The organism is Deinococcus malanensis (genome assembly GCF_014647655.1).
Lineage (GTDB): Bacteria > Deinococcota > Deinococci > Deinococcales > Deinococcaceae > Deinococcus > Deinococcus malanensis.
Genome location: NZ_BMPP01000015.1, coordinates 96,675 through 115,440 on the forward strand (window position 1 = coordinate 96,675; position 18,766 = coordinate 115,440).

Below are 18,766 nucleotides of genomic sequence, written 5' to 3' on the forward strand. Positions count from 1 at the left end.
AATGACGCCGTGTTTGCGGCGGATTAGGGGCACCCGATTGCCTGCTGTAGCCACGGCGCCTTAACATTTGATGGAAACAGCAGTAATCCCCTCGCCCCAGCGCCGTTCACTTTCTGGGTTGTCACGCTGCCGTCAGGTCAGCAGTACTACTCTGCATTTCGGTGAAAGGCACCCTGGCAAAATTCTCTACCGGTTCTCCCTCGTTCCTGTACCGACGGGACGCGCTGATCGTCATTCTCGCCAGTGTGATGATCACGGCCGTCCTGACGCTTGGCCTCCGCCAGCTGTGGGGGTTCAGTCCTCAGGACACCCTTTCCCTCTGTGTCATCGCCATAAAAAACATGATTTTCATTGGTGTGCTGTGGCGCTGGCCCGGTTCCTTCTGGGTCATCGGGCTAACTGAGCTCATTCTGGGAGCGGGCGCCGCCCTGGTGCGGCTGTCCGAGGTCCTGCTGGTTAACCACACAGCAACGGGCCTGGGCGGCTATAGCTACTGGCTGCCGCTGTCGTACATCATGGCCTTCATTGTTCTGCCGCCGCGACCTGCCCTGCTGTTCTCGCTGGGCCTCTTTGGTGGACTGGCTGGTCTGGGTATCGTCTACTGGTCGTCCCCGGAAGTGCCTCTCCAGTACAAGACGCTGTACGGCAACTCGCTGGTGCAGATGTACGCCATGCACGTCACCATGATTGTCTGTCTGGGTCTGCTGCTGCTGGTGCAGCGGCACTACGTCTCCGCGATCGCGCGGGCTCAGGCTCAGGCGAACCTGGCCCATACCGATCCGCTGACCGGTCTGGCCAACCGGCGCCAGCTGGACGACTGGCTGCAGATGGCGTTGCATGAAAGCCAGGCCACAGGAATCCCCATGAGTGTCATCCTGTTCGATCTCGATCATTTCAAGCGGGTCAACGACACGTATGGTCACGCGGTAGGAGACGAGGTGCTCCGGGCGACAGCCACAGCCACCCGCTGCGCCGTCCGGGGTGTGGACCGCGTCGGACGCTGGGGCGGAGAAGAATTCATGGTGTTGATCGCCGGGGACCTTCGCGCTGCCGAGATGGTCGCGCAGCGGGTGCGTGAAGCGCTGCAGAACATGACGTTGCCTTTGCCAGTGCCGGTCACGGTCAGCTGCGGTCTGGCGCAGGCCCGCCCAGATGATGCGCCCGCCGACCTGCTTCAGAGGGCAGATCAGGCACTTTACGAGGCAAAAGGGCAAGGACGTGACGCAGTGGCAATTTCTGCCTGAGGCGTCAAACCGTGGGTTGGAGGCCTGGTGAGGGAACGGACGCCAGCACTGCGCCCCTGCAGCCATCGTCTGATAAATCTCTTTGAGATCAGAAAGGTCAGTCCTGAGGTCCCTTGTGACGTGATCCGTCGGGATAGAGGCACGCGTCTCACCTGCCTTCCCTGACCTCGGAAGCCCCACATCCCGCTTGGGTCTGGATCGCCAGAAGTAGGACAATGTCGTATGGCCCGATTTATGGATGTGGTAGACGCAAAAGTGCGGCAGGTGCATACCAAGGCATACAGAGAGGCTGAACTGAAGAAGTTTCTGGAGGCTGTCGTTGAGGCCGCCCAGACCGATGCATCAGCGAACCAGGGAGAGGTCAGGTTCGTCACTCCCCCGATGATTGCCGATGGAGCGGTGCACGCGACCGTGCAGATCATCTTTCCGGCGGATCTGGACCTGATGCCGGAAACCATAAATGTCTCCATGTCCGAGTCCGAGCATGAGGGAGCACACCTGCTGCAGGCAGCGGAAGTGCCCGTGACGGCCATTCACAGCGCGGATGAAGGTGCGCACGTCCTGTTCGCGGCTGTCATGCCTAAGCCGGACTGAACTTTAGGACCCAGCGGCGCTGCTGCACAGAGCAAGACTCATGCTGCAGGGCCGATCAAACAGCAAAGTCCAGCTGTTTGCTGGGTAGAAGGGTAGGGTTGGCCGTGTTGGTCAGAAGGGCTTTTGACGTGCGCAGCTTGCCCAGTGCGCTCTGGTGTGTTGTTCCGTTCCCGGCAGGGAGGGACGCCCGCGACGGGGTGGGGTCCAGGACGCCTTTTTTGAACCGGCGGCGGCAGCGTCTCGATGCTGGCCGGTATTCGTGTGCCCCATGGTCCTGCCAGGCATGCCCTAACCCCCCGGGTGACTTCCATTGCTTTTGTGGTGCTTTTTGCATAGGCAATCGCACGGAAACAATCTCGTAAGTCGCGTCCCTCCACAAGACAATCTGCAATCTTCGGGGCCCCGGTGGGCTAGGCTGCAGGCAATGATCGGTGTGCCTTCCTTGTGCACGGGGCACGCATGACACGTGCACCCCGTCGCTCCCCACGCGCCAAAGCCGCGGCTCTTCCTGTGGAAACTGTCGAAGACCCGCGCCCCACCCCGCTGGCTGAAGAGTTACCGGTCACCGAGGAACCCAGCCCAGAGGACCTTCTCGAGGAAGAGATCCCGGATATAAACCCCGATACGGACGACCTTGAAGCCGAGGTGGCGGAGAAGGACGAGCCGTTCGAATTTGATATTGCGGACCTTCCGGCTACGGTCACGATGGACCCGGTGCGGCAGTACCTGCAGGAAATCGGGCGGGTGCCTCTGCTGACGGTGGCTGAGGAGATTGAGCTTGCCCGGCGCATGGAAACCGGACAGGACGCCTTGAAGCGTCTGGGCGACGAGCTTGATCTCGACGAGCGTCAGCGTCGATTGCTGCAGCGGACCGTGGAAGACGGTGAGCAGGCCAAGCAGCAGCTGATCGAGGCGAACCTCCGCCTGGTGGTCAGCATTGCCAAGAAGTATGCCAACCGCGGCATGAGCCTGCTGGACCTGATTCAGGAAGGCAACAGCGGCCTGATCCGTGGTGCGGAAAAATTCGAGTACCGGCGTGGCTTCAAGTTTTCCACATACGCCACGTGGTGGATCCGGCAGGCCGTCAACCGGTCGCTGGCGGACCAGTCCCGCAACATCCGGATTCCGGTGCATATGGTTGAGACCATGAACAAGGTCATGCGGACCTCGCGTCAGCTGGGACAGGAACTGGGCCGCGACGCCTCATCGGAAGAAATTGCCGAAGCCATGGGCCCCGGATGGGACAAGGCCAGGGTAGAGGAGACCCTGAGCCTCACGCGGGACACCATCAGTCTGGCGACACCAGTCGGTGACGAGGGCGACTCGTCCTACGGCGATTTCATCCCCGATGACCTCAGGGAGTCGCCGCTGTCGCGCGCCAGCACAGTGTTGATGGGCGAGGAACTTGAGCGGATGCTGGCGCTGCTTGACCCCCGGGAGGCGCTGGTGCTGCGGCTCAGGAAAGGACTCTCCGACGGCCGCGAACACACGCTGGAAGAGGTCGGCAAGCACTTCGGCGTCACGCGCGAGCGTATCCGGCAGATCGAGAACAAGGCCCTGCGCAAAATGAAATACCACCAGAGCCAGCGCCGGAGTCTACGAGACTACCTCGAAGACTGACGGCTTATCCCTGGATCTGCAGGGCTGCGCGGAACGAAGCCAGCGTGAGCTCTCCCTGATGTGCAGCTGCCTCACGGCGCTGCAGCGAAGCTGATTTGCCTGTCATTTCCGGAAAGCGGCACACCTGTTACATAGTGAATTCCAAAACAATGCACATGCTTGCACCTGCTTATAAAAGAAGAACGCAAACGTACAATAGCCCGGTGAAGAAAATCTGCCTGTTTTTAGCCCTTGCTGGGGCGTCGTGCGCCAGTGCCCAGAGCGACGGATTGTATGCACCTGAACCGCCTGCCGACTCGGCCTATGTCCGGATCGTGAACGTGACTGGAGCACTGGCCACAGCGCGGATCGGCAACAAAAGCTATTCGGTGAAAAACGCTGCGTCCAGCCCATACCTGGTGATTCCCCAGGGGAGTCCCAAGCTCTCTGCCGGCCGCACCAGCCAGACACTGAATGTCGCGGCCGGGCATTACTACACTGTTGCGCTGACCGGCACCGCGAGCGCCCCCAAGATTGTCGTGTTCGACGATCCGACCAACACGAACCGGGCCAAAGCCCTGATCGTGCTGTACAACCTGAGCAGCCGTCCGGGAGTGAACCTGAAGACGGCTGACGGAAAAACAGCGGTCATTCCGGGAGTCGTGGCCAGCCGCCTGGGCAGCCGGGCCGTCAACGGCATCAAGATCAGTCTGGCTGCCTTTCAGGGAACCAGGCCCCTCGCGACATTCAAAGACGTCCAGCTGGAGCGGAGCGCCGCCTATTCGGTGGTCGTGACCAACAAGGGAGCCTTCTGGACCCGGAGCACCACAAGCACCAGATAGGGAGTTTTTTGTGGTCTTCAGCAGCAATGTGTTCCTGTTCGTGTTCCTGCCCCTGTTCCTGATCGTCTACTACCTGTTGCCGTTCCGGGCGCGCAGTGCCTGGATTCTGCTGGCCAGTTATGGACTGTACGGCTGGTGGCGGTTCGACTTCCTGTGGCTGCTGATCGGCGTGACTGCCGTGAGTTATCTTCTGGCGCTCGCGATCGAATCGGCGCGGCAGCCGCATCGGCGCTGGCTGCTGATCGCAGGCGTGGCGGCCAACCTTTGTACCCTGGCGTATTTCAAGTATGCCAACTTCGGCGTGGAAAGCTTCAACGCGGTCATCGCCTCGCTCGGCTTCCAGCCGTTCAGCTGGGCTCCGGTACTGCTGCCGATCGGCCTGTCCTTTTTCGTCTTCCACGCCATCTCATACCTGGCAGACGTCTACAAGAAGGAAGTCGCCGCGACCCAGCATCCCCTGGACTTCGCGGCCTTTATCGCGCTGTTTCCCCACCTGATCGCCGGCCCGGTCCTCAAATACCATCTGCTGGCCGATCAGTTCCGCCACCGCGACCATACCTTCGAGAATTTCAGCCTGGGTGCGCAGCGCTTCATGGTGGGCTTTTGCAAGAAAGTGCTGATCGCCGACAGCATCAGCCCGCTGGTGACGGCCGCTTTCGCGTCGCCAGACCCCACATTTGCTGACGCGTGGCTGGGTGCGCTGGCGTACACGCTGCAGCTGTACTTCGACTTCTCGGGCTACAGCGACATGGCCATCGGTCTGGCCGCCATGATGGGCTTCCGCTTTCCTGAAAATTTCAACCACCCCTATATCAGCCGGTCCATCACGGAATTCTGGAAACGTTGGCACATGAGCCTGTCGTCGTGGCTGCGCGAATACCTGTATATCGCCCTCGGGGGAAACCGCCGGGGGCGGGGACGGACCTACCTCAACCTGTGGCTGACCATGGTCCTTGGAGGCCTGTGGCATGGTGCCAACTGGACCTTCGTCCTGTGGGGGGCGTGGCATGGCAGCATCCTGGCCACCGAACGCTACCTCGGCGAGCGCAAGCTCTGGAGCCCGGTGGCTCCGGTCCTCAGCATCACGGGGACCATGGTGCTGGTGGTGCTGGGCTGGGTCATGTTCCGGGCCGCGGACGTCGGCGAAGCCTTCCGTATCTACCAGGGCATGCTGGGCCTGAACGGCTGGGGCCTGAGTGACGCCCTGTCATGGCAGGTAACCGGCAGCCAGCTGACTGTGATGATGCTGGCCGGGGTGCTGGTGTACGTGGCGCCGTCCTGGGAACAGTGGGCGGCCAGGACCCGTGCCACCGTCGGGCAGCGGCTGCAGACTACCGCCTACCTTGCCGTGGCTCCGCTGTTCCTGCTGGCGGTCCTCAAGCTGAGTGCGCAGTCCTACACCCCGTTTCTGTACTTTCAGTTCTGAGGAGACGACATGACTGAATTTGCCAACGATCAGCTTGTCTCCGGTCCTTCCCCCGCCCGGCCACGCCTGAGGTCCTGGCCCGGGGTGTTCCTGCTGGTCACGATGGCCCTCGGAGCGGGGCTGACCCTCGCCCCCCGTGAAGCGCGCATGCTGCCGGAAGGCCAGAACGTCGTCCAGGGGGAGTGGGCTCAGGCCTTTGAGAAGAACCTGGATGCAAACACCCTCTTCCGGCAGACCGGAGTGGACCTCTGGGGACTGGTCAACTATGCGTTATTCAGGGAGGGCCGCCCAGGCGTCGTGATCGGGGAGGACGGCTGGCTGTTCACCACCGAGGAATTCCAGTACGTCCCTGATGAAGCCGCCGAGACGCAGAGGAAATTGTCGTACATCAAGGAAGTTCAGGCGCGGCTGCAGGCTTCCGGAGCGCAGCTTGTGGTGGCGGTGGTACCGGCCAAGGCCAGGATTTACGAGGAGTATCTGGGGCGCTACCAGCTGCCGTCGTACACCCGCAACCGTTACACCACCTTCGTGTCGGCCCTGCAGCGGGAAGGAGTGCCCGTCACCGACCTGCTGCCAGCCTTGCAGTCGGCAAAACAGCGCGGCGCCGTGTTTCTGCGGACCGATACCCATTGGACCCCTTTCGGCGCTGAAGTGGCTGCCACTGCGATTGCCCGCACTGCCGCGTCCCTGAACCCTGAGTTACCGCAGACCGAATTTCAGACCACTGACGCGGGACGCACCAGCCATGCTGGCGATCTGCTCAACTACGTCCCGCTGGGTCCCCTGCAAGACCGCATTGGCCCCAGGCCTGACACGCTGGTTCGCCGCACGACCCAGCAGACCCGGGCAGGCAGTGGGGAGGCCCTGCTGGCAGACGACAGCCAGGAGAGCGATTTGCTTGGAGGCGACGCCATTCCCGTGGTGCTGGTCGGAACCAGTTACAGCGCCAGTGAGAACTGGAACTTTTCCGGAGCGCTCAAGCAGGCCCTGCAGAGTGACGTGCTGAATGTGGCCCGCGAAGGCAAGGGCCCAATACTCCCCATGACCGGATACCTGGCCGGTCAGGAACTGGCTGAAAGTCCGCCGGAACTCGTCGTCTGGGAAATTCCGGAACGGTTCATCCCCGTAAGCTACGATCCCAAGGCAGACAGCCCGAATCCCCATACCCCCTGAATGCTCAGAGAGGAGCCCGCCGTGTTCCGAGATCAAGGAAGTCGTCTGTCCAGCATGCTTATGCTTGGTGCCCTCCTGTCCTTCCCACGCCAACGAGGTGATCGTAGGCAAAAGTGGCTGGCTCTACTACACCTACGACACCACCGAGTCGCTGGACATCGGGGTTTCGCTGAACCTGATCCGTGGGGTCGAGCGTGCCCTGGCAAGAAATGGAACGCGTCTGGTCGTGCTGGTCACCTCCATGAAGGCGCGCATCTATCCGGAATACCTGCCGGCAGGCTTCAAGATTCCTCAGGCTGTCGGTGCAAGGTACAGCCGCACGATCAAGTTCATGCGGGCGAACAGAATCCTGGCGCCTGACCTGAGTGCCGCGTTCCGCAGCAGCCCGCGCCGGGTGGCTGATATTCCGCTGTATTTCCGGCAGGACACCCACTGGTCTCCCAAGGGTGGAACTGAGGCCGCCCGCACTCTGGCTGCCTATTTGGGCACGCAACCGTCCCTGCTTAAGGGCGTTCCAGGCGTGAACTATGCGTTGGTCGAAACAAAGCCAGGGCCTATGAAGGGAGACCTGTACAAGCTGCTGCTTGCGCAGGGCAAGACCGTCCCGGTCGCCGACAAGCACTATGGCCTGGAACTGACCCGCGCCACAGGCTCTGCGGATCTGCTGGGAGACGAAGCTCCGGGCATCGCCCTGGTCGGGAGCAGCTACTCGGCACAGTGGCTGGGGTTCCCCAATGCCCTGAGGTTCGCCCTGAAAAAAGACGTCTTCGACCTGTCGGTTCCCGCAGACCGTGGGCAGTGGCACGGGCTCGAGACCTACCTGCACGATGACGCTTTCCAGACCTCACGTCCAAAAATCCTGATCTGGGAAATGCTGGAGCGGGACCTCACGTCCTATCCGGATGCCAAATGGAAGCAGCCACGTTACCGGAGCAACAACACCGAGTGGCTCGTGCGCTCAGTTCAGCGGGGCTAGGGAAGGGCAGCAATTCGGTGACCGTGAACAGGGCGTCTACGGGTCCGAATGACTTTGTCGAATACCGCTTCAGCCGACCAGTCCAAAACCTCGATTATCTGTCAGCCAGCCTGAAGAACGCGGGATCGGCTCAGGTGACGGTCCAGGCGCTGGGCTCGGGTATCAGTCGCAAGCTCAGTGTTCCTACGGCGAACAACACGGGCCTGCGTCCGGTCAAGGTCGCCCTGCATTCCGCTTCGGCCAAGCCGTTTACCGCCGTGCGGATCTATCCGGGCAAGACCACCAGCTTCGCGCTGCAGGATCTCAAGGTCTGTCGCCTGCCGCAATCGGTGCTCAGTCCTTGGAACACACCGCAGCAGCCCGGGGGCCAGTGAGGCCCCCGTTGTTATTTCTTCCCCGCTCACCCAGAAGGGCGGACCGAAACGCATGGACTTGTCTGTTGTGGCCGCCATAACTGAGGGCAGTCCCGGAGCGCAGGCCTGACTGACCCTGCGCCCGGCATCCTCCATATGCTTCTGTCTGCAGTCCTCGCCTATTCCGGCTGGCGGGCACGGACCTCCCGGACGTCCTGTGGCAACCAGCCCCGGACGTGGACAAACTGCGAGTAGTGGGCCAGCGGTGATCCAGGCAGCACGGCGCCCACCTGATCGGGCAGGGAAGTGCGCAACTGGCGCACCTGTGCCTGCTGTAGGGGCCATGGCTCATGCTCCACGTCTGCCCGCCACAGCCTCTGCCCCCAGCCCACCGTGAACAGGGCGCGCCGCTCGGTCAGCCAGTGCTCCAGCGTCCCTGCCTGTGCAGGGCGGGCGGGGCCGACCGGCCTGTACTGAAGCTTGCAGCTCAGAGTGCGGTTGCTGCTGCGCACGCTCCGGAATTCCAGCCAATCCGTCTCTGACTGCAGGGACACATCGGCCTGGTGATAAGGCAATTGATACCCCACCCGGGCTCCCAGGACGGCAAGCGCCTGACCCGCGTCCAGGCTGAAGGTCCAGATGGCCGGGATTCCACCCGCCTGAACGTAGGTCCGCAGATTGACCTGCCCGAACTTCAGGCCGAGTGGCGCTCCACGGGGCCGGAAGTTTGTGACCTGAAAGGCAACGATGGACAGCCAGGCCTGACCATCCCACAGGTCGAGTTCGACGCTGGCCGGCAGGTGTGGTGCCAGCACCAAGGCTGGCACCGGCCAGTGCAGGAACACGAGATCTTGCCAGTCCATCTGCATTACCCACGGAAGCGTCATGCCTGTATTTGCACACGCCATGTCCACCGTTCACCTCAGAACTTTGTAAATGGGACTTCATCCCATTTCACGCTAGAGGCGGGCCAGGCTTCCATGACTATGCAGGGAAGAAAGCTGCCGGACAGCAGAGCGCGGCCCCGGAACGTGTCCACCGGGGATCCGCCTCTGACCCGGCCGACCCAGGCCTTAATGTCTTCACCCAAGGCAGGGACTGGGCCACAAGTGTCTTCAGACAGATTGGGAAGGGAACCATTTGGTCCTGGCGCAGTCGGACTAGCCTCAGGCGCAGTAGACCCCTGCAATACCCTGGATATTTATCTCCTGCGCTTTTCCGCACGTCCGTGCCCCCAAGAGGTGACTCCATGAAGCCGGTATCCCTGACGCTCCGCACCACGGCCCTCGTTCTGTCTGGTCTTGCTGCCGCCTGCTCGGCACAGTCAAATCAATCAGGGGCCAATCAGCCGGGCGTCAGTCAGTCAGCGCCCAGGCCGTCTGCGCTGGCTGCAGCCGTTAGGGCCGTGGCGATCCCGGTCACGGATCAACCACGTTCCCTTGACCCACTGATCCGGCGGGCTGGTCAGGCCAGCTTTGTGCTGCTTGGGGAGGCTTCCCACGGCACATACGAGTTCTATCGCACGCGCGCAGCGATCACGCAGCGCCTGATCTCCGAGCATGGGTTCGATGCGGTGGTCATCGAAGGAGACTGGCCAGAGACCCAGCGTGTCAACCGTTTCGTCAGGACCCAGGGCGCGGACCGGACACCTGAGCAGGCCCTCTCGGGCTTCCAGCGCTTTCCGACCTGGATGTGGCGAAACACGGTGGTGCGTGACTTCGTGGGCTGGCTGAGAACAACCAACGCCACCCGCAAGAATGACAGCAAGGTGGGCTTTTATGGCATGGACCTGTACAGCCTGGCAGGTTCGCGGCAGGAGGTCATTAGGGCACTGACAACACTGGACCCGGCCCTTGCGGCGCGGACCCGGACCCGGTACGCCTGTCTGGCAGCGATCGACCCCAGCATGCAGGACACCTCTGTCCCCGCAGCCACGGGCGGTCCGGAGGCCTGCGAGCGCAACGTCACCGCTGTCTTTGATGATGTGCGCCGCCTGACGGCGGAACGCCGCCGACAGGCAGGTGCGGCCACCGAGGCGCTGTTTGGCCTGGAACAGAATGCCCGGGTGGTCAAGAATGCCGTGGCCTACGAACGCACGGCCATGGACATGTTCAGTGGAGCGTCCTCCTGGAACGTTCGCGATCAGCACATGTTCGAGACCGTGCAGGCCATTCGGTCGCACCTGGGCGCCGACGCCAGGATAGTGATCTGGGCGCACAACTCCCACCTGGGTGACGCCCGCGCCACCGAAATGGGCCGGCGTGGCGAACTGAACGTGGGCCAGCTGATCCGGCAGCGCTACGGCCCGGCGGCCCTGCTGGTGGGCTTTACGACCCACACCGGGACGGTCATGGCGGCCACCGAGTGGGGCGCACCTGGCCGAGTCATGCAGGTCCGGCCCTCTCTGGAAGGCAGTTACGAGCGTCTGTTCCACGATACCGGGATTCCCAACTTTCTGCTCGATCTGAGCCGTGGCCCTCAGGGCCTGCAGCAGGAGCGCCTGGAGCGGGCCATCGGCGTCCAGTATCTGCCGGCCAGCGAGCGCAGCAGTCACTATTTCCAGACCAACCTGCCCAGGCAGTTCGACATGGTGCTGCACTTCGATACCACCCGGGCCCTGCAACCCCTGACCCCCGCTCCCCGCTAGGGGCCCGCCCGGCTCCCGGATCCGCCAGATGTTTTTATTCAGGAACGTCTGGCGGATAGTCTGTCAGCACGACCCGGACCGTCCCGGCGCCCTGTACCCCCTGGAGCGCGGCTGCTGACCAGGCCCGGGGAACACTCAGGTTGACGAGACTGGCTTTGCCCAGGCGCCCGGCCACACGGCTCAGGGCATCAGCCAGGGCGTCATCCGGTGAGCGTCCTGTTCCCACGACATCACCTAGTCGGAGGCTCAGCGTGGCGTGGATCTGGCCCGGTACGCCCTTCCGGGGACCGTAGGTCACTGCCAGGGCCTGAACCTCCAGTGGTCCGGTGGATCCAGGAAGGCGCCAGGGTGTATGGAGTTCCAGCGGAAGGTCAGCGTCTGCTGCCCGGGCCAGGACGTGCATGTCCTGCGCTGCATTGGGCAGGCCCGCGCCATCTGGTTCCAGGTCATCGCGAAGGGCTGATTCTGCGGCCCGGGCAATGCGGTGAATCTCCTGGTGGTGGCGGTTGCTGTTGCGAGCAATCGGATGCACCCAGAGCTCCTCCAGATGATGCCGCGCGGCCTCAGCCTCGGGCTGGCGCAGCACATCCAGTAGCGTCACCGGGTCCAGATCGCTAAATAGCCAGGCGGTTGCCCCGGCAGGCACAAGTTGCAAACCCGCGAGCACCGCCTGTGTTTCGGCCTGCAGCGAGGTCCCCCCTGGCCCAGCGCCGCTGATCTGCCGGACCTGTCGGGTGATGGGCTGCACCGCGCGCGCCGCCCATCCAGAGAACGTCTGCCGCCTTTCGTGTCGACTGCTGCCATCGGTGTACACGTGCCACACCGCGGGGCTGTTGACACGCGGTCCGGCATCCTGTGGTTCACGGCGCCGGGCGATGTCAGGCTCCCTGGCCCTGCATCTGTTCCAGGCCCCCGTCAATCGTAAAGGTCGTGCCATGCACATAATCCGCGTCACTGGAGGCCAGATAGACAGCCAGACGCCCCACTTCCCAGGGGAGGCCCGCTCGGCGCAGGGGGATGTGCTGCACCTGCGCCTGGTACTTTGCGGGATCGTCGATGGCCTCCTGATTCATAGGGGTCAGGATCATCCCTGGGGCAATGTTGTTGACCGTAATCAGGTCTGCGGTCAGTTCCAGGGCCAGGGTACGGGTCAGGTTGCGTAAACCTCCTTTGGAAGCGTTGTATGCCGCACCCTCGGGTGCGGGGATGGTCTCGTGCACAGACGAGATGTTGATGATCTTGCCCGTGCCTCCAGCAGCGCGCCTTAACTGAATAAATTCGCGGCAGCACACGAAGGGTCCAGTCAGGTTGGACCGGATGGCGTCCTCCCATTCTTCGGGAGAGGTGTCCGCCACGGGCTTCTGAGGACCGCTGGTGGCCGCATTGTTGACCAGAACAAACGGGGTGCCCAGCGACTGGACAACCTGGGCGAACATGGCTGTCACCTGCTCCGGGTCTCGCTGGTCAAGTGCGATGACGGCGGCGAGCCGGCCCAAAGCCTCGACGTCCCGAGCGGTCTGGTCTGCCCCGTCGCGGTCATGGAGGTAGGTGACGGCGACATCTGCTCCCTCACGGGCGAATTCCGTCGCTATTCCACGGCCGATGCCGGAGTCGGCACCAGTGACGATGGCCACCACGCCATCAAGCCGACCGTGTCCACGCTGGTTCGGGGGCTCAGGAAGCGGGGTGACGTCCTGTTCAGCACTATTTTCAGGCATACGGCCTCCTGGCTTTCTTGTACCCCAACCGGCTGTGGCGTTCCTTGCGGAAAGCTCAAGATAGGAGCAGGCACGGCAGTCAGCGCATCTGGAACGAACCATGTGCGTCGCAGCCTCCGCTGCCCTTCTGGGAGCTGGCCCGGCCAGACGGGGTAGACCTGGGCCACTTTTTATTGCCCTCGATTCTCGCACGCGAAACCAAGAGGCCGGGACGTCCTGTCCCGGCCTCTTCAAATCTGCTGGAGTTCTGCGTTACTTGCCGCTACCGATGGTGATGCCGCCTCCGACTCCTACGCCGATGCTGACCCCGATTCCAGTACTGCCGCCTGTCGAGCCACCAGTGCTGCCCGCCGACGCCCCACCGGACACCTGACCGGATGCTCCGCTGCCGATGCCACCGGAGACATTTCCTGTGCCGCTGTTGGCGCCGCCGCCTGCTCCGCCACCGGAGACGCTTCCGGTACCGTTGTTCACGCTGCCGGAAACTGCCGGCGCATTGTTCAGGTTGGCGAGCACGCTGATCAGGGCTGCGCTCCGGCCCTGGTCGCTAACCCGTATGTTGGCCAGGGTGTTTACGCTGCTGCCCAGTTCGGCCGCAAGGTCATACGAAACTTTCTGGCCGTTGATGAGCGTCACCACGACGTCGGATGCCTGACGCAGGTCTCCCATCGCGCGGAGACTGCCGTCGGCCATGAAGGTGCCGACCGTCTCGCCACTGCTGTTGACCAGCACAACCGTTTTGCCTCGCAGGGCCTGCGCTCCCTGAAGGGCCGCAGTAGCCTGCGCTGCGGCACGTGCCTGCACATCAGCGCGGATGGCGCTTCCCAATGAAACCATGCTGTTGCCGCTACGAACAACGACCGTTTCGAGATTGGCCCGCGTAGTGGTGCCAATGTTTTTGGCCAGAGTAAACGTCTTGGTGGCGCCACCCTGGAAGGTCACATGCGCCCGGGTCGCGGTGTGCAGTGCTCCGCTGGCACTGACCTGACCAGCCTGATTGATGGTGCCCACGGTGCGGCCCTGTGCGTCAAGCAGTACGGCACTCTGCATTTCCGCACGGGCCGTCGCGGAGGCGTTGGTGGCTGTGCTCATGCCAGTGGCCTGGGCTGAACCCAGCAGAAGGGAGCCAATAACGAGGATGGACTTCATTGTGTTTTGCATGGTTTCTCCTATTCTGCCACGTCACTTATTGACGGACCAGCAGAATATAAAATGGCTGGATGATTACTTTATGATGATCCCTTAGACTATAAAAACGGACAGCAGAAGATAATGAACTGACTTAATATGCCGTCCAGTCATTCTGATTTATCGGACAGGCCCGTACACACTCATGCTGGAGAGCAAGTAGGTTCTGCAGAAGACAGTTCACCATGGACGACTCAAAAGCAGCACAAATGACGATTCGAGGTGGTCCTGCCCGGTGCCAGAGTCGGCCCCTGTGCCGGTGATTGAAAAGCGTGTTGACCGGTAGGCTCGGCTGCCGCCTGGAAATGAACTGATCCGCAACTGCCCACCGGTACGCCGAAATTGGAGATTCAGGCTGTCGAGTATCGCCGCTCAGCCACGACGCCTCAGGGTGCGCGCCGGCGCCGTTCCCGCTCGAAGTCCGCGTAGAACGCCTGCACCTGGAGGCCGAACGCTTCAACAAATGCGGTGCGCCACGGGGTGCCGTTTCCGACCGCCTCACAGAAGGTGACGAGTGAACCTGCTCCAGCGCGGTCCACCAGCCGCTCGACCGCCCGGGCACCCAGCGCGTAAGCCGCATCCCCCCGAATCGCCGTTTCATACGTCTGCAATGAGCCCAGAGACGGGTCGAGCTCGCCCCATTCCCGCATCCGCGCGTTCACTTCGGGAAGCGTCGTCAGGCCTGCGTGCATGACCGACCGCCACCCCACGTATGTCGCGCTTCCCTCTACCCACCACGCGTACTCCCGCGCAACCGGTTTCGGCAGGCAGCCCAGCTGACCCTGCAGGGTGTGAAAATGCTCGTGCGCGATGAGCGACGCAGCAAGCGGCCGGTTCAGGCGCGTCGTTGGCCAGCCGTTGTACCGGGTGTTGACACAGATTCGGTTAGGAGCCGCGATAGCCGTGCTGGTAGAGCGTAACGGGAAGAACGGGATGCAGGGGGAGAAGCGGGACAGTTGGACGTTGACCCGCCGGGTCGTGGTGCGCCCGAAGTGCTCGGTAAGGTGCCGATCGGCCCGGCGCAGGCTGGCCGTCACCTGGGCGACGTCAGCCTCGGGGACCCCGGGCTGTACACGAAGGACATATGGAGTTCCCGGAATGGGGCGGGCGTACGCAGGAAACGTCAGGTTGTACAGCAGCCAGGCAACAACGGCGAGGAGGCCCACAAGGAGCGGGCCGCGAGCGGAGCGATATGCAGCAGAGAAGCGCGGCGTGGACATCCACTCACACTAAATGGAGAAGTGAGTCACTCCGCGCTCATATCTGTGTTCTTGTGGTCTAGACCGTGCGATTTGTTCTGCCCGTCGGCACGGTGGGGTCTGGTTCTTCGCTGTGCGGTGATGGGCTGGTCGGAGGGTGCACAGGCCCAATCGTCTCTCGCCTCGATCCGGGCGTCGTTGAACAGTAGTTACAGGGCCCCTTGTCCGCTCCGGACCCCGCGGGATTTACCGCGGGATCAAAATATGTACGGAGCTGAACCATAACGATCATGATGCCCCTTGACGTCACAAACGAAGAATTTGGGCATGCTGGGTCGGCCAGTGGATGACTACAGGCAACTGCACGGTTGTTGAGTAACTTGGGAGTGGCGTTTGACCTTGTCTCGATCCCCGGGCGTTGAGAACTGCCGCTCCACGCGTACCGACTGCGTATTGCGGCCGGTCGCCCAGACGTGTCTGGCACGGTCAGCCGCTTCTCTGGTTCCCACGCGTTCTGCCAGACACTATTGTCGTGGGGCGGACCATTCGCGATTCGAAAGTTGGAGCCACGTGGCAGGTTTCTGTGTGTTCTTAACCCCATATCCGCAGAGGTGGTGCATCCTTACACCTCCTACCCTCTATCAGTGGGAAAAGCGGCAAGTGGCGGACAGTAATGACGTGAATGAAGTGCACTATCAAAGTGCCAATACCGAAAGTTACTGATCCTGATTTTCCTCCACCTCTGGTTTTTCAATATCGCCCTCGGTGTGGTCCGGCTGCGCTGGCCGTGTTCCACCGTCCGACGAATCCGCAAAAGTGCCAGCTTGCTCTGCACTGGCGGCAGCAATTCCCCGGTCCACATAGGTATAGAGTTCGCCGTCGCGACCATGAACTTCAATGGTGTAGGCGCTGAGTCTGGAGTCATCAAGCTTGATGACGCTTTTCTTGATGATGTTCCCTTGGGTGGGGTCCAGTGAGTAATCACCCAGCAGCCGGCTTTCGCAACTTTTCCCGTTCAACTGCCCTGGTAGTTGCCCCTCTGACGCTCCCAGAACTGCACGGCGTCGTTCGATGGCCTGGACGCACTGAGTCAGGTAATATCGTGCATTGTTGCGGTCGAGTGTCTGCTGTCTTTGTTCGTAGTGCTTCTTTTCTGCAGCGTCGCACCCAGGCAACACGAGCAGTCCAAGCAACAGCCATCCATATAACGGCAGTTTGTTCATCAAGTTTCATTACGTGATAGGGGCGATGTCAGTTCCGACCTGCAAATTCAGACTTGGCTGGACGATCGGGCGAGACGAACCTTCAACGCTGTCGTTGCAAATACAACGTCAGGACGGTCACTTGGTGGACTTTGTGACCAAAACTACAAATATAGTTGAACAAGACAGGTAAAGTTCAACCTAGTTTTTCAAGTACGCAGTGTTCAAAGGGCGCACAGGGAATCTCAGGTGCGCTTTTTTGCGTTTGAAATTCGAGGAGTGGAACATGGCAGTAGGTAAAGTGAAATGGTTCAATGCGGAAAAAGGCTTCGGATTCATTGAAACGCCGGGTAGCGCCGACGTCTTCGCGCACTTCAGTGCGATCCAGAGCAGCGGCTTCAAGAAGCTCAACGAAGGTGACGAAGTTGAGTACGAAGTTGAACCCGGCCAGAATGGCAAAGGCCCCCAGGCCAAGAACATCGTGGTGACCAAAGCTGCCCCCGTAAGCGGGTACAGTGACCGTCCTGCGCGCCGCGACGACCGCTGGTAATAGCGACATCAACATAAAAGGGACACCTCGTGTCCCTTTTTTCCGTTTTTACCTCGTTTAGGGCTTGCCTGAGAGCAGATCAAGTGCGTCTGAGAAGGGATTTCCCAGATTTCAGGTGCCAGGACATGCGGTTTATCGAGTGCCAGGGGTTTTCAGCCTAACCGTTGTCTTCAAGGCGCAGAAGCCCTGCTGCCGAAAAGTAGGGCATGACGAGAGGAAAGAACTGCTTCTGCAACCCCTCACGCACCAACCAACTCTATTCTTGCCGTGCTGGACGAGCTTTCTCGCCTTCTTCACAAGCCCTAAACGGGGTGTTTTTATGCAGCCTACCCAGTGAGTGCCGCCAGCCACCATCCGGCCGCTTATAATCGGCTTCGCGAGACTCGGGTCTTCGAGCAGAAAAGTAGCTAAGCCGAAAAGCTAAAAAATCTAATAAACGAGATATGGACCAGCGTTCCCTTAAGGAAGCGCTGGTCTCGTTATCGAACTTTGAAAAGCATTGGGCTACAAGAATATAGGTGCTGTACTAGCCTGGAGGCCTCCTGTTATTTTTTGTTTCCACGACCCGCCGTTGCTTTCCGGGTGGCCGGCTTTCTACCAACTGCGGTGCCTTTGCGGCTGCTCCCGAGTTTCTGGCCTTTAGCGAAACTTGCCTCCATCTTTTCCCTTGTTGCTGCTGCCAGCGCCCTGAAGTCCACAAGACCAGCCTCAATATTTTCCAACGTTGGCCTGACTTTCGCTCCCCTGCGATTAGTTGCCAGTTCGGCATTCACGTTGTCAAACCATTCTTCAAACTCCGGTGTCACTTCAAAGACCATGTCTTTCACATCGCGGCTGTAGGTCCCCTCCTGCCCACGACGGGTGAATTCTTTGGGCAAAGTGAAGCGGCCTGGAAGGTCTGCCGCTTCAATCTCTCCTTCGCGTACGGCGTTGCGAAACTGTTTAACGAACGCGTCGCTACGCTGAGGGTTGGTGAGCTTTTTGACCTGATCACTAAGTTTTGCGTATGTCATACATAGCAGCCTACTACGTAACGTGCCGAGATGAAAAGCCCTCACGAAAGCAGAGGTAGAACAACACATAGGGGTTTGACTCAATACTTCACTCGCTCTCTCGGCTCCGACGCTTGTTCACGGCCATTCAATTTGATTGATCTTCTCCCTAAGGAAAGAGGTGTGCAATGAAAGTCTGTCGGTCAGGCGTTTGAGCAAACTTGATGGTGGGTCAGAACTGATGAGGTCGGAGGCACGCGTACTACCCGTCATTGATATCCGATACTCGGACTTCTCAGGCTGCAAAGACATCTGGTCCCGGGCGTCCTCAGGCCGGTTTCCGTCTGGGCTGGCCGAATCCACTGATCAACTGCCAACTACGGGCGTTAGCCTGTTGGAACCGCTCTTTGAGTCTGCTTTTTTTGTTCCAAACGCAAAATGTGTCTGGGCTTTTGAAGATATTGGTTTACATTTGCTGCGAATATGATGGTCATTCCACCGAAGGGGGAGCGGCGAGATCCTCAAAGCACCCGAAAAATACGCCTCTGGCAATCCTCGTTCGTCACAGCGAGTGTCCCTACCGAATTAACGTTGACTTCAACGTGGGGTGGTGCGAATGGCAGGGAAGCTTTGAGGAAATGACTTTAAGAATGAAAAGCGGATCATCCACACCGTTTTATCTGCCACCCCTCAGCAGCTGACACTTCGAAATTTTTGCGTATCTGGCGCAGGAAAAGGGATATTTAGGAGCTCCAAGTGTGCCCAGAAGGCATCCTGAGCCCAGCGCACCGCTTGACTGAGGTGCGTCCAGCCCATCCTCGCCCGGCTTCGCGCCGGGCGACCCCGTTTGTCCACCGTCAGCAGGTCGGTTCCCTGCTCATCGTGGCCCACCCGCACCATCCAGGCCAGTGCGATGCACAGCAAGCCGAACAGCCTGGAGATCCGGTCCGCTGCCGTCATGTGCGTGGATTCCAGATTCAACCCGCGCGACTTTAAAGCAGAGAAGGTGCTTTCAATTCCCCACCTCTTACGGTACGTTCGGAGTACGTCCAGCACGGGCAAA

At 60.8% G+C, this 18,766-nt stretch carries 18 protein-coding genes; 10 read left to right on the top strand and 8 right to left on the bottom strand.

What is annotated here, in order from left to right:
* Positions 1–161 precede the first annotated feature (161 nt).
* The 8 genes from IEY49_RS16075 to IEY49_RS16110 all read left to right on the top strand — a co-directional run bounded on the left by IEY49_RS16075 (position 162) and on the right by IEY49_RS16110 (position 8,228).
* A complete protein-coding gene (locus tag IEY49_RS16075) occupies positions 162–1,244 on the top strand; it encodes a GGDEF domain-containing protein (RefSeq protein ID WP_189010614.1) in 1,083 nt (360 codons plus the stop codon).
* Between the two features lie 222 nt (positions 1,245–1,466).
* Entirely contained in the window at positions 1,467–1,838 is a 372-nt protein-coding gene (locus tag IEY49_RS16080; RefSeq protein WP_189010615.1) for a hypothetical protein, read from the top strand.
* A gap of 459 nt (positions 1,839–2,297) precedes the next feature.
* Complete coding sequence (locus IEY49_RS16085) at positions 2,298–3,458, top strand: sigma-70 family RNA polymerase sigma factor (RefSeq protein WP_189010616.1); 1,161 nt, start codon at positions 2,298–2,300, stop codon at positions 3,456–3,458.
* A gap of 203 nt (positions 3,459–3,661) precedes the next feature.
* Positions 3,662–4,279 carry an alginate O-acetyltransferase AlgF gene (locus tag IEY49_RS16090; protein ID WP_229780863.1) on the top strand — a complete coding sequence of 206 codons (618 nt, stop codon included), beginning with the start codon at positions 3,662–3,664 and terminating at the stop codon, positions 4,277–4,279.
* 10 nt (positions 4,280–4,289) lie between these two features.
* Entirely contained in the window at positions 4,290–5,705 is a 1,416-nt protein-coding gene (locus IEY49_RS16095; protein WP_189010618.1) for an MBOAT family O-acyltransferase, read from the top strand.
* Positions 5,706–5,714: 9 nt separating this feature from the next.
* Positions 5,715–6,878, top strand: coding sequence for an alginate O-acetyltransferase (locus tag IEY49_RS16100; RefSeq protein ID WP_189010619.1), 1,164 nt, complete (start codon positions 5,715–5,717; stop codon positions 6,876–6,878).
* A gap of 67 nt (positions 6,879–6,945) precedes the next feature.
* A complete protein-coding gene (locus tag IEY49_RS16105) occupies positions 6,946–7,854 on the top strand; it encodes an alginate O-acetyltransferase AlgX-related protein (RefSeq protein WP_189010621.1) in 909 nt (302 codons plus the stop codon).
* Positions 7,855–7,877: 23 nt separating this feature from the next.
* The gene (locus IEY49_RS16110; RefSeq protein WP_189010623.1) at positions 7,878–8,228 is read left to right on the top strand and encodes a hypothetical protein; all 351 of its coding nucleotides are present in this window, start codon (positions 7,878–7,880) and stop codon (positions 8,226–8,228) included.
* A 158-nt stretch (positions 8,229–8,386) separates the two neighbouring features.
* On the opposite strand, the gene IEY49_RS16115 is transcribed toward IEY49_RS16110, so the two are convergent.
* Positions 8,387–9,094, bottom strand: a complete 708-nt coding sequence (locus IEY49_RS16115) for a YqjF family protein (RefSeq protein WP_189010625.1) — start codon at positions 9,092–9,094, stop codon at positions 8,387–8,389.
* Between the two features lie 362 nt (positions 9,095–9,456).
* On the opposite strand from IEY49_RS16115, the gene IEY49_RS16120 reads away from it, so the two are divergent.
* Complete coding sequence (locus IEY49_RS16120) at positions 9,457–10,854, top strand: erythromycin esterase family protein (RefSeq protein ID WP_189010627.1); 1,398 nt, start codon at positions 9,457–9,459, stop codon at positions 10,852–10,854.
* Between the two features lie 34 nt (positions 10,855–10,888).
* Here the strand turns inward: IEY49_RS16120 and IEY49_RS16125 are convergent, their stop codons facing one another.
* From IEY49_RS16125 to IEY49_RS16145, 5 genes are all read right to left on the bottom strand, one after another.
* Entirely contained in the window at positions 10,889–11,668 is a 780-nt protein-coding gene (locus IEY49_RS16125; RefSeq protein ID WP_189010629.1) for a ribonuclease H family protein, read from the bottom strand.
* Between the two features lie 64 nt (positions 11,669–11,732).
* Positions 11,733–12,572, bottom strand: a complete 840-nt coding sequence (locus IEY49_RS16130; protein WP_189010631.1) for an SDR family NAD(P)-dependent oxidoreductase — start codon at positions 12,570–12,572, stop codon at positions 11,733–11,735.
* A gap of 252 nt (positions 12,573–12,824) precedes the next feature.
* Positions 12,825–13,733, bottom strand: coding sequence for a hypothetical protein (locus tag IEY49_RS16135; RefSeq protein ID WP_189010633.1), 909 nt, complete (start codon positions 13,731–13,733; stop codon positions 12,825–12,827).
* 413 nt (positions 13,734–14,146) lie between these two features.
* Positions 14,147–14,980 carry a hypothetical protein gene (locus tag IEY49_RS16140; RefSeq protein ID WP_189010635.1) on the bottom strand — a complete coding sequence of 278 codons (834 nt, stop codon included), beginning with the start codon at positions 14,978–14,980 and terminating at the stop codon, positions 14,147–14,149.
* 695 nt (positions 14,981–15,675) lie between these two features.
* Positions 15,676–16,182, bottom strand: coding sequence for a hypothetical protein (locus IEY49_RS16145; RefSeq protein WP_189010637.1), 507 nt, complete (start codon positions 16,180–16,182; stop codon positions 15,676–15,678).
* A 265-nt stretch (positions 16,183–16,447) separates the two neighbouring features.
* Here IEY49_RS16145 and IEY49_RS16150 point away from each other — a divergent pair, with 265 nt between their 5' ends.
* Complete coding sequence (locus tag IEY49_RS16150; RefSeq protein ID WP_189010639.1) at positions 16,448–16,711, top strand: cold-shock protein; 264 nt, start codon at positions 16,448–16,450, stop codon at positions 16,709–16,711.
* Between the two features lie 545 nt (positions 16,712–17,256).
* On the opposite strand, the gene IEY49_RS16155 is transcribed toward IEY49_RS16150, so the two are convergent.
* Both IEY49_RS16155 and IEY49_RS16160 read right to left on the bottom strand, forming a co-directional pair.
* Positions 17,257–17,724, bottom strand: a complete 468-nt coding sequence (locus IEY49_RS16155; protein WP_189010641.1) for a hypothetical protein — start codon at positions 17,722–17,724, stop codon at positions 17,257–17,259.
* 669 nt (positions 17,725–18,393) lie between these two features.
* Positions 18,394–18,766 (bottom strand): transposase (locus tag IEY49_RS16160; RefSeq protein WP_189010643.1); only part of this gene is annotated, 373 nt, incomplete at its 5' end.

Bases quoted from the DNA above. Each gene is read 5' to 3' on its own strand.
- IEY49_RS16085 (WP_189010616.1), top strand. From the start codon at position 2,298: ATGACACGTGCACCCCGTCGCTCCCCACGCGCCAAAGCCGCGGCTCTT.
- IEY49_RS16115 (WP_189010625.1), bottom strand. From the start codon at position 9,094: ATGACGCTTCCGTGGGTAATGCAGATGGACTGGCAAGATCTCGTGTTC.
- IEY49_RS16155 (WP_189010641.1), bottom strand. From the start codon at position 17,724: ATGACATACGCAAAACTTAGTGATCAGGTCAAAAAGCTCACCAACCCT.
- IEY49_RS16080 (WP_189010615.1), top strand. From the start codon at position 1,467: ATGGCCCGATTTATGGATGTGGTAGACGCAAAAGTGCGGCAGGTGCAT.
- IEY49_RS16140 (WP_189010635.1), bottom strand. From the start codon at position 14,980: ATGTCCACGCCGCGCTTCTCTGCTGCATATCGCTCCGCTCGCGGCCCG.
- IEY49_RS16130 (WP_189010631.1), bottom strand. From the start codon at position 12,572: ATGCCTGAAAATAGTGCTGAACAGGACGTCACCCCGCTTCCTGAGCCC.
- IEY49_RS16120 (WP_189010627.1), top strand. From the start codon at position 9,457: ATGAAGCCGGTATCCCTGACGCTCCGCACCACGGCCCTCGTTCTGTCT.
- IEY49_RS16150 (WP_189010639.1), top strand. From the start codon at position 16,448: ATGGCAGTAGGTAAAGTGAAATGGTTCAATGCGGAAAAAGGCTTCGGA.
- IEY49_RS16145 (WP_189010637.1), bottom strand. From the start codon at position 16,182: ATGAACAAACTGCCGTTATATGGATGGCTGTTGCTTGGACTGCTCGTG.
- IEY49_RS16135 (WP_189010633.1), bottom strand. From the start codon at position 13,733: ATGCAAAACACAATGAAGTCCATCCTCGTTATTGGCTCCCTTCTGCTG.
- IEY49_RS16100 (WP_189010619.1), top strand. From the start codon at position 5,715: ATGACTGAATTTGCCAACGATCAGCTTGTCTCCGGTCCTTCCCCCGCC.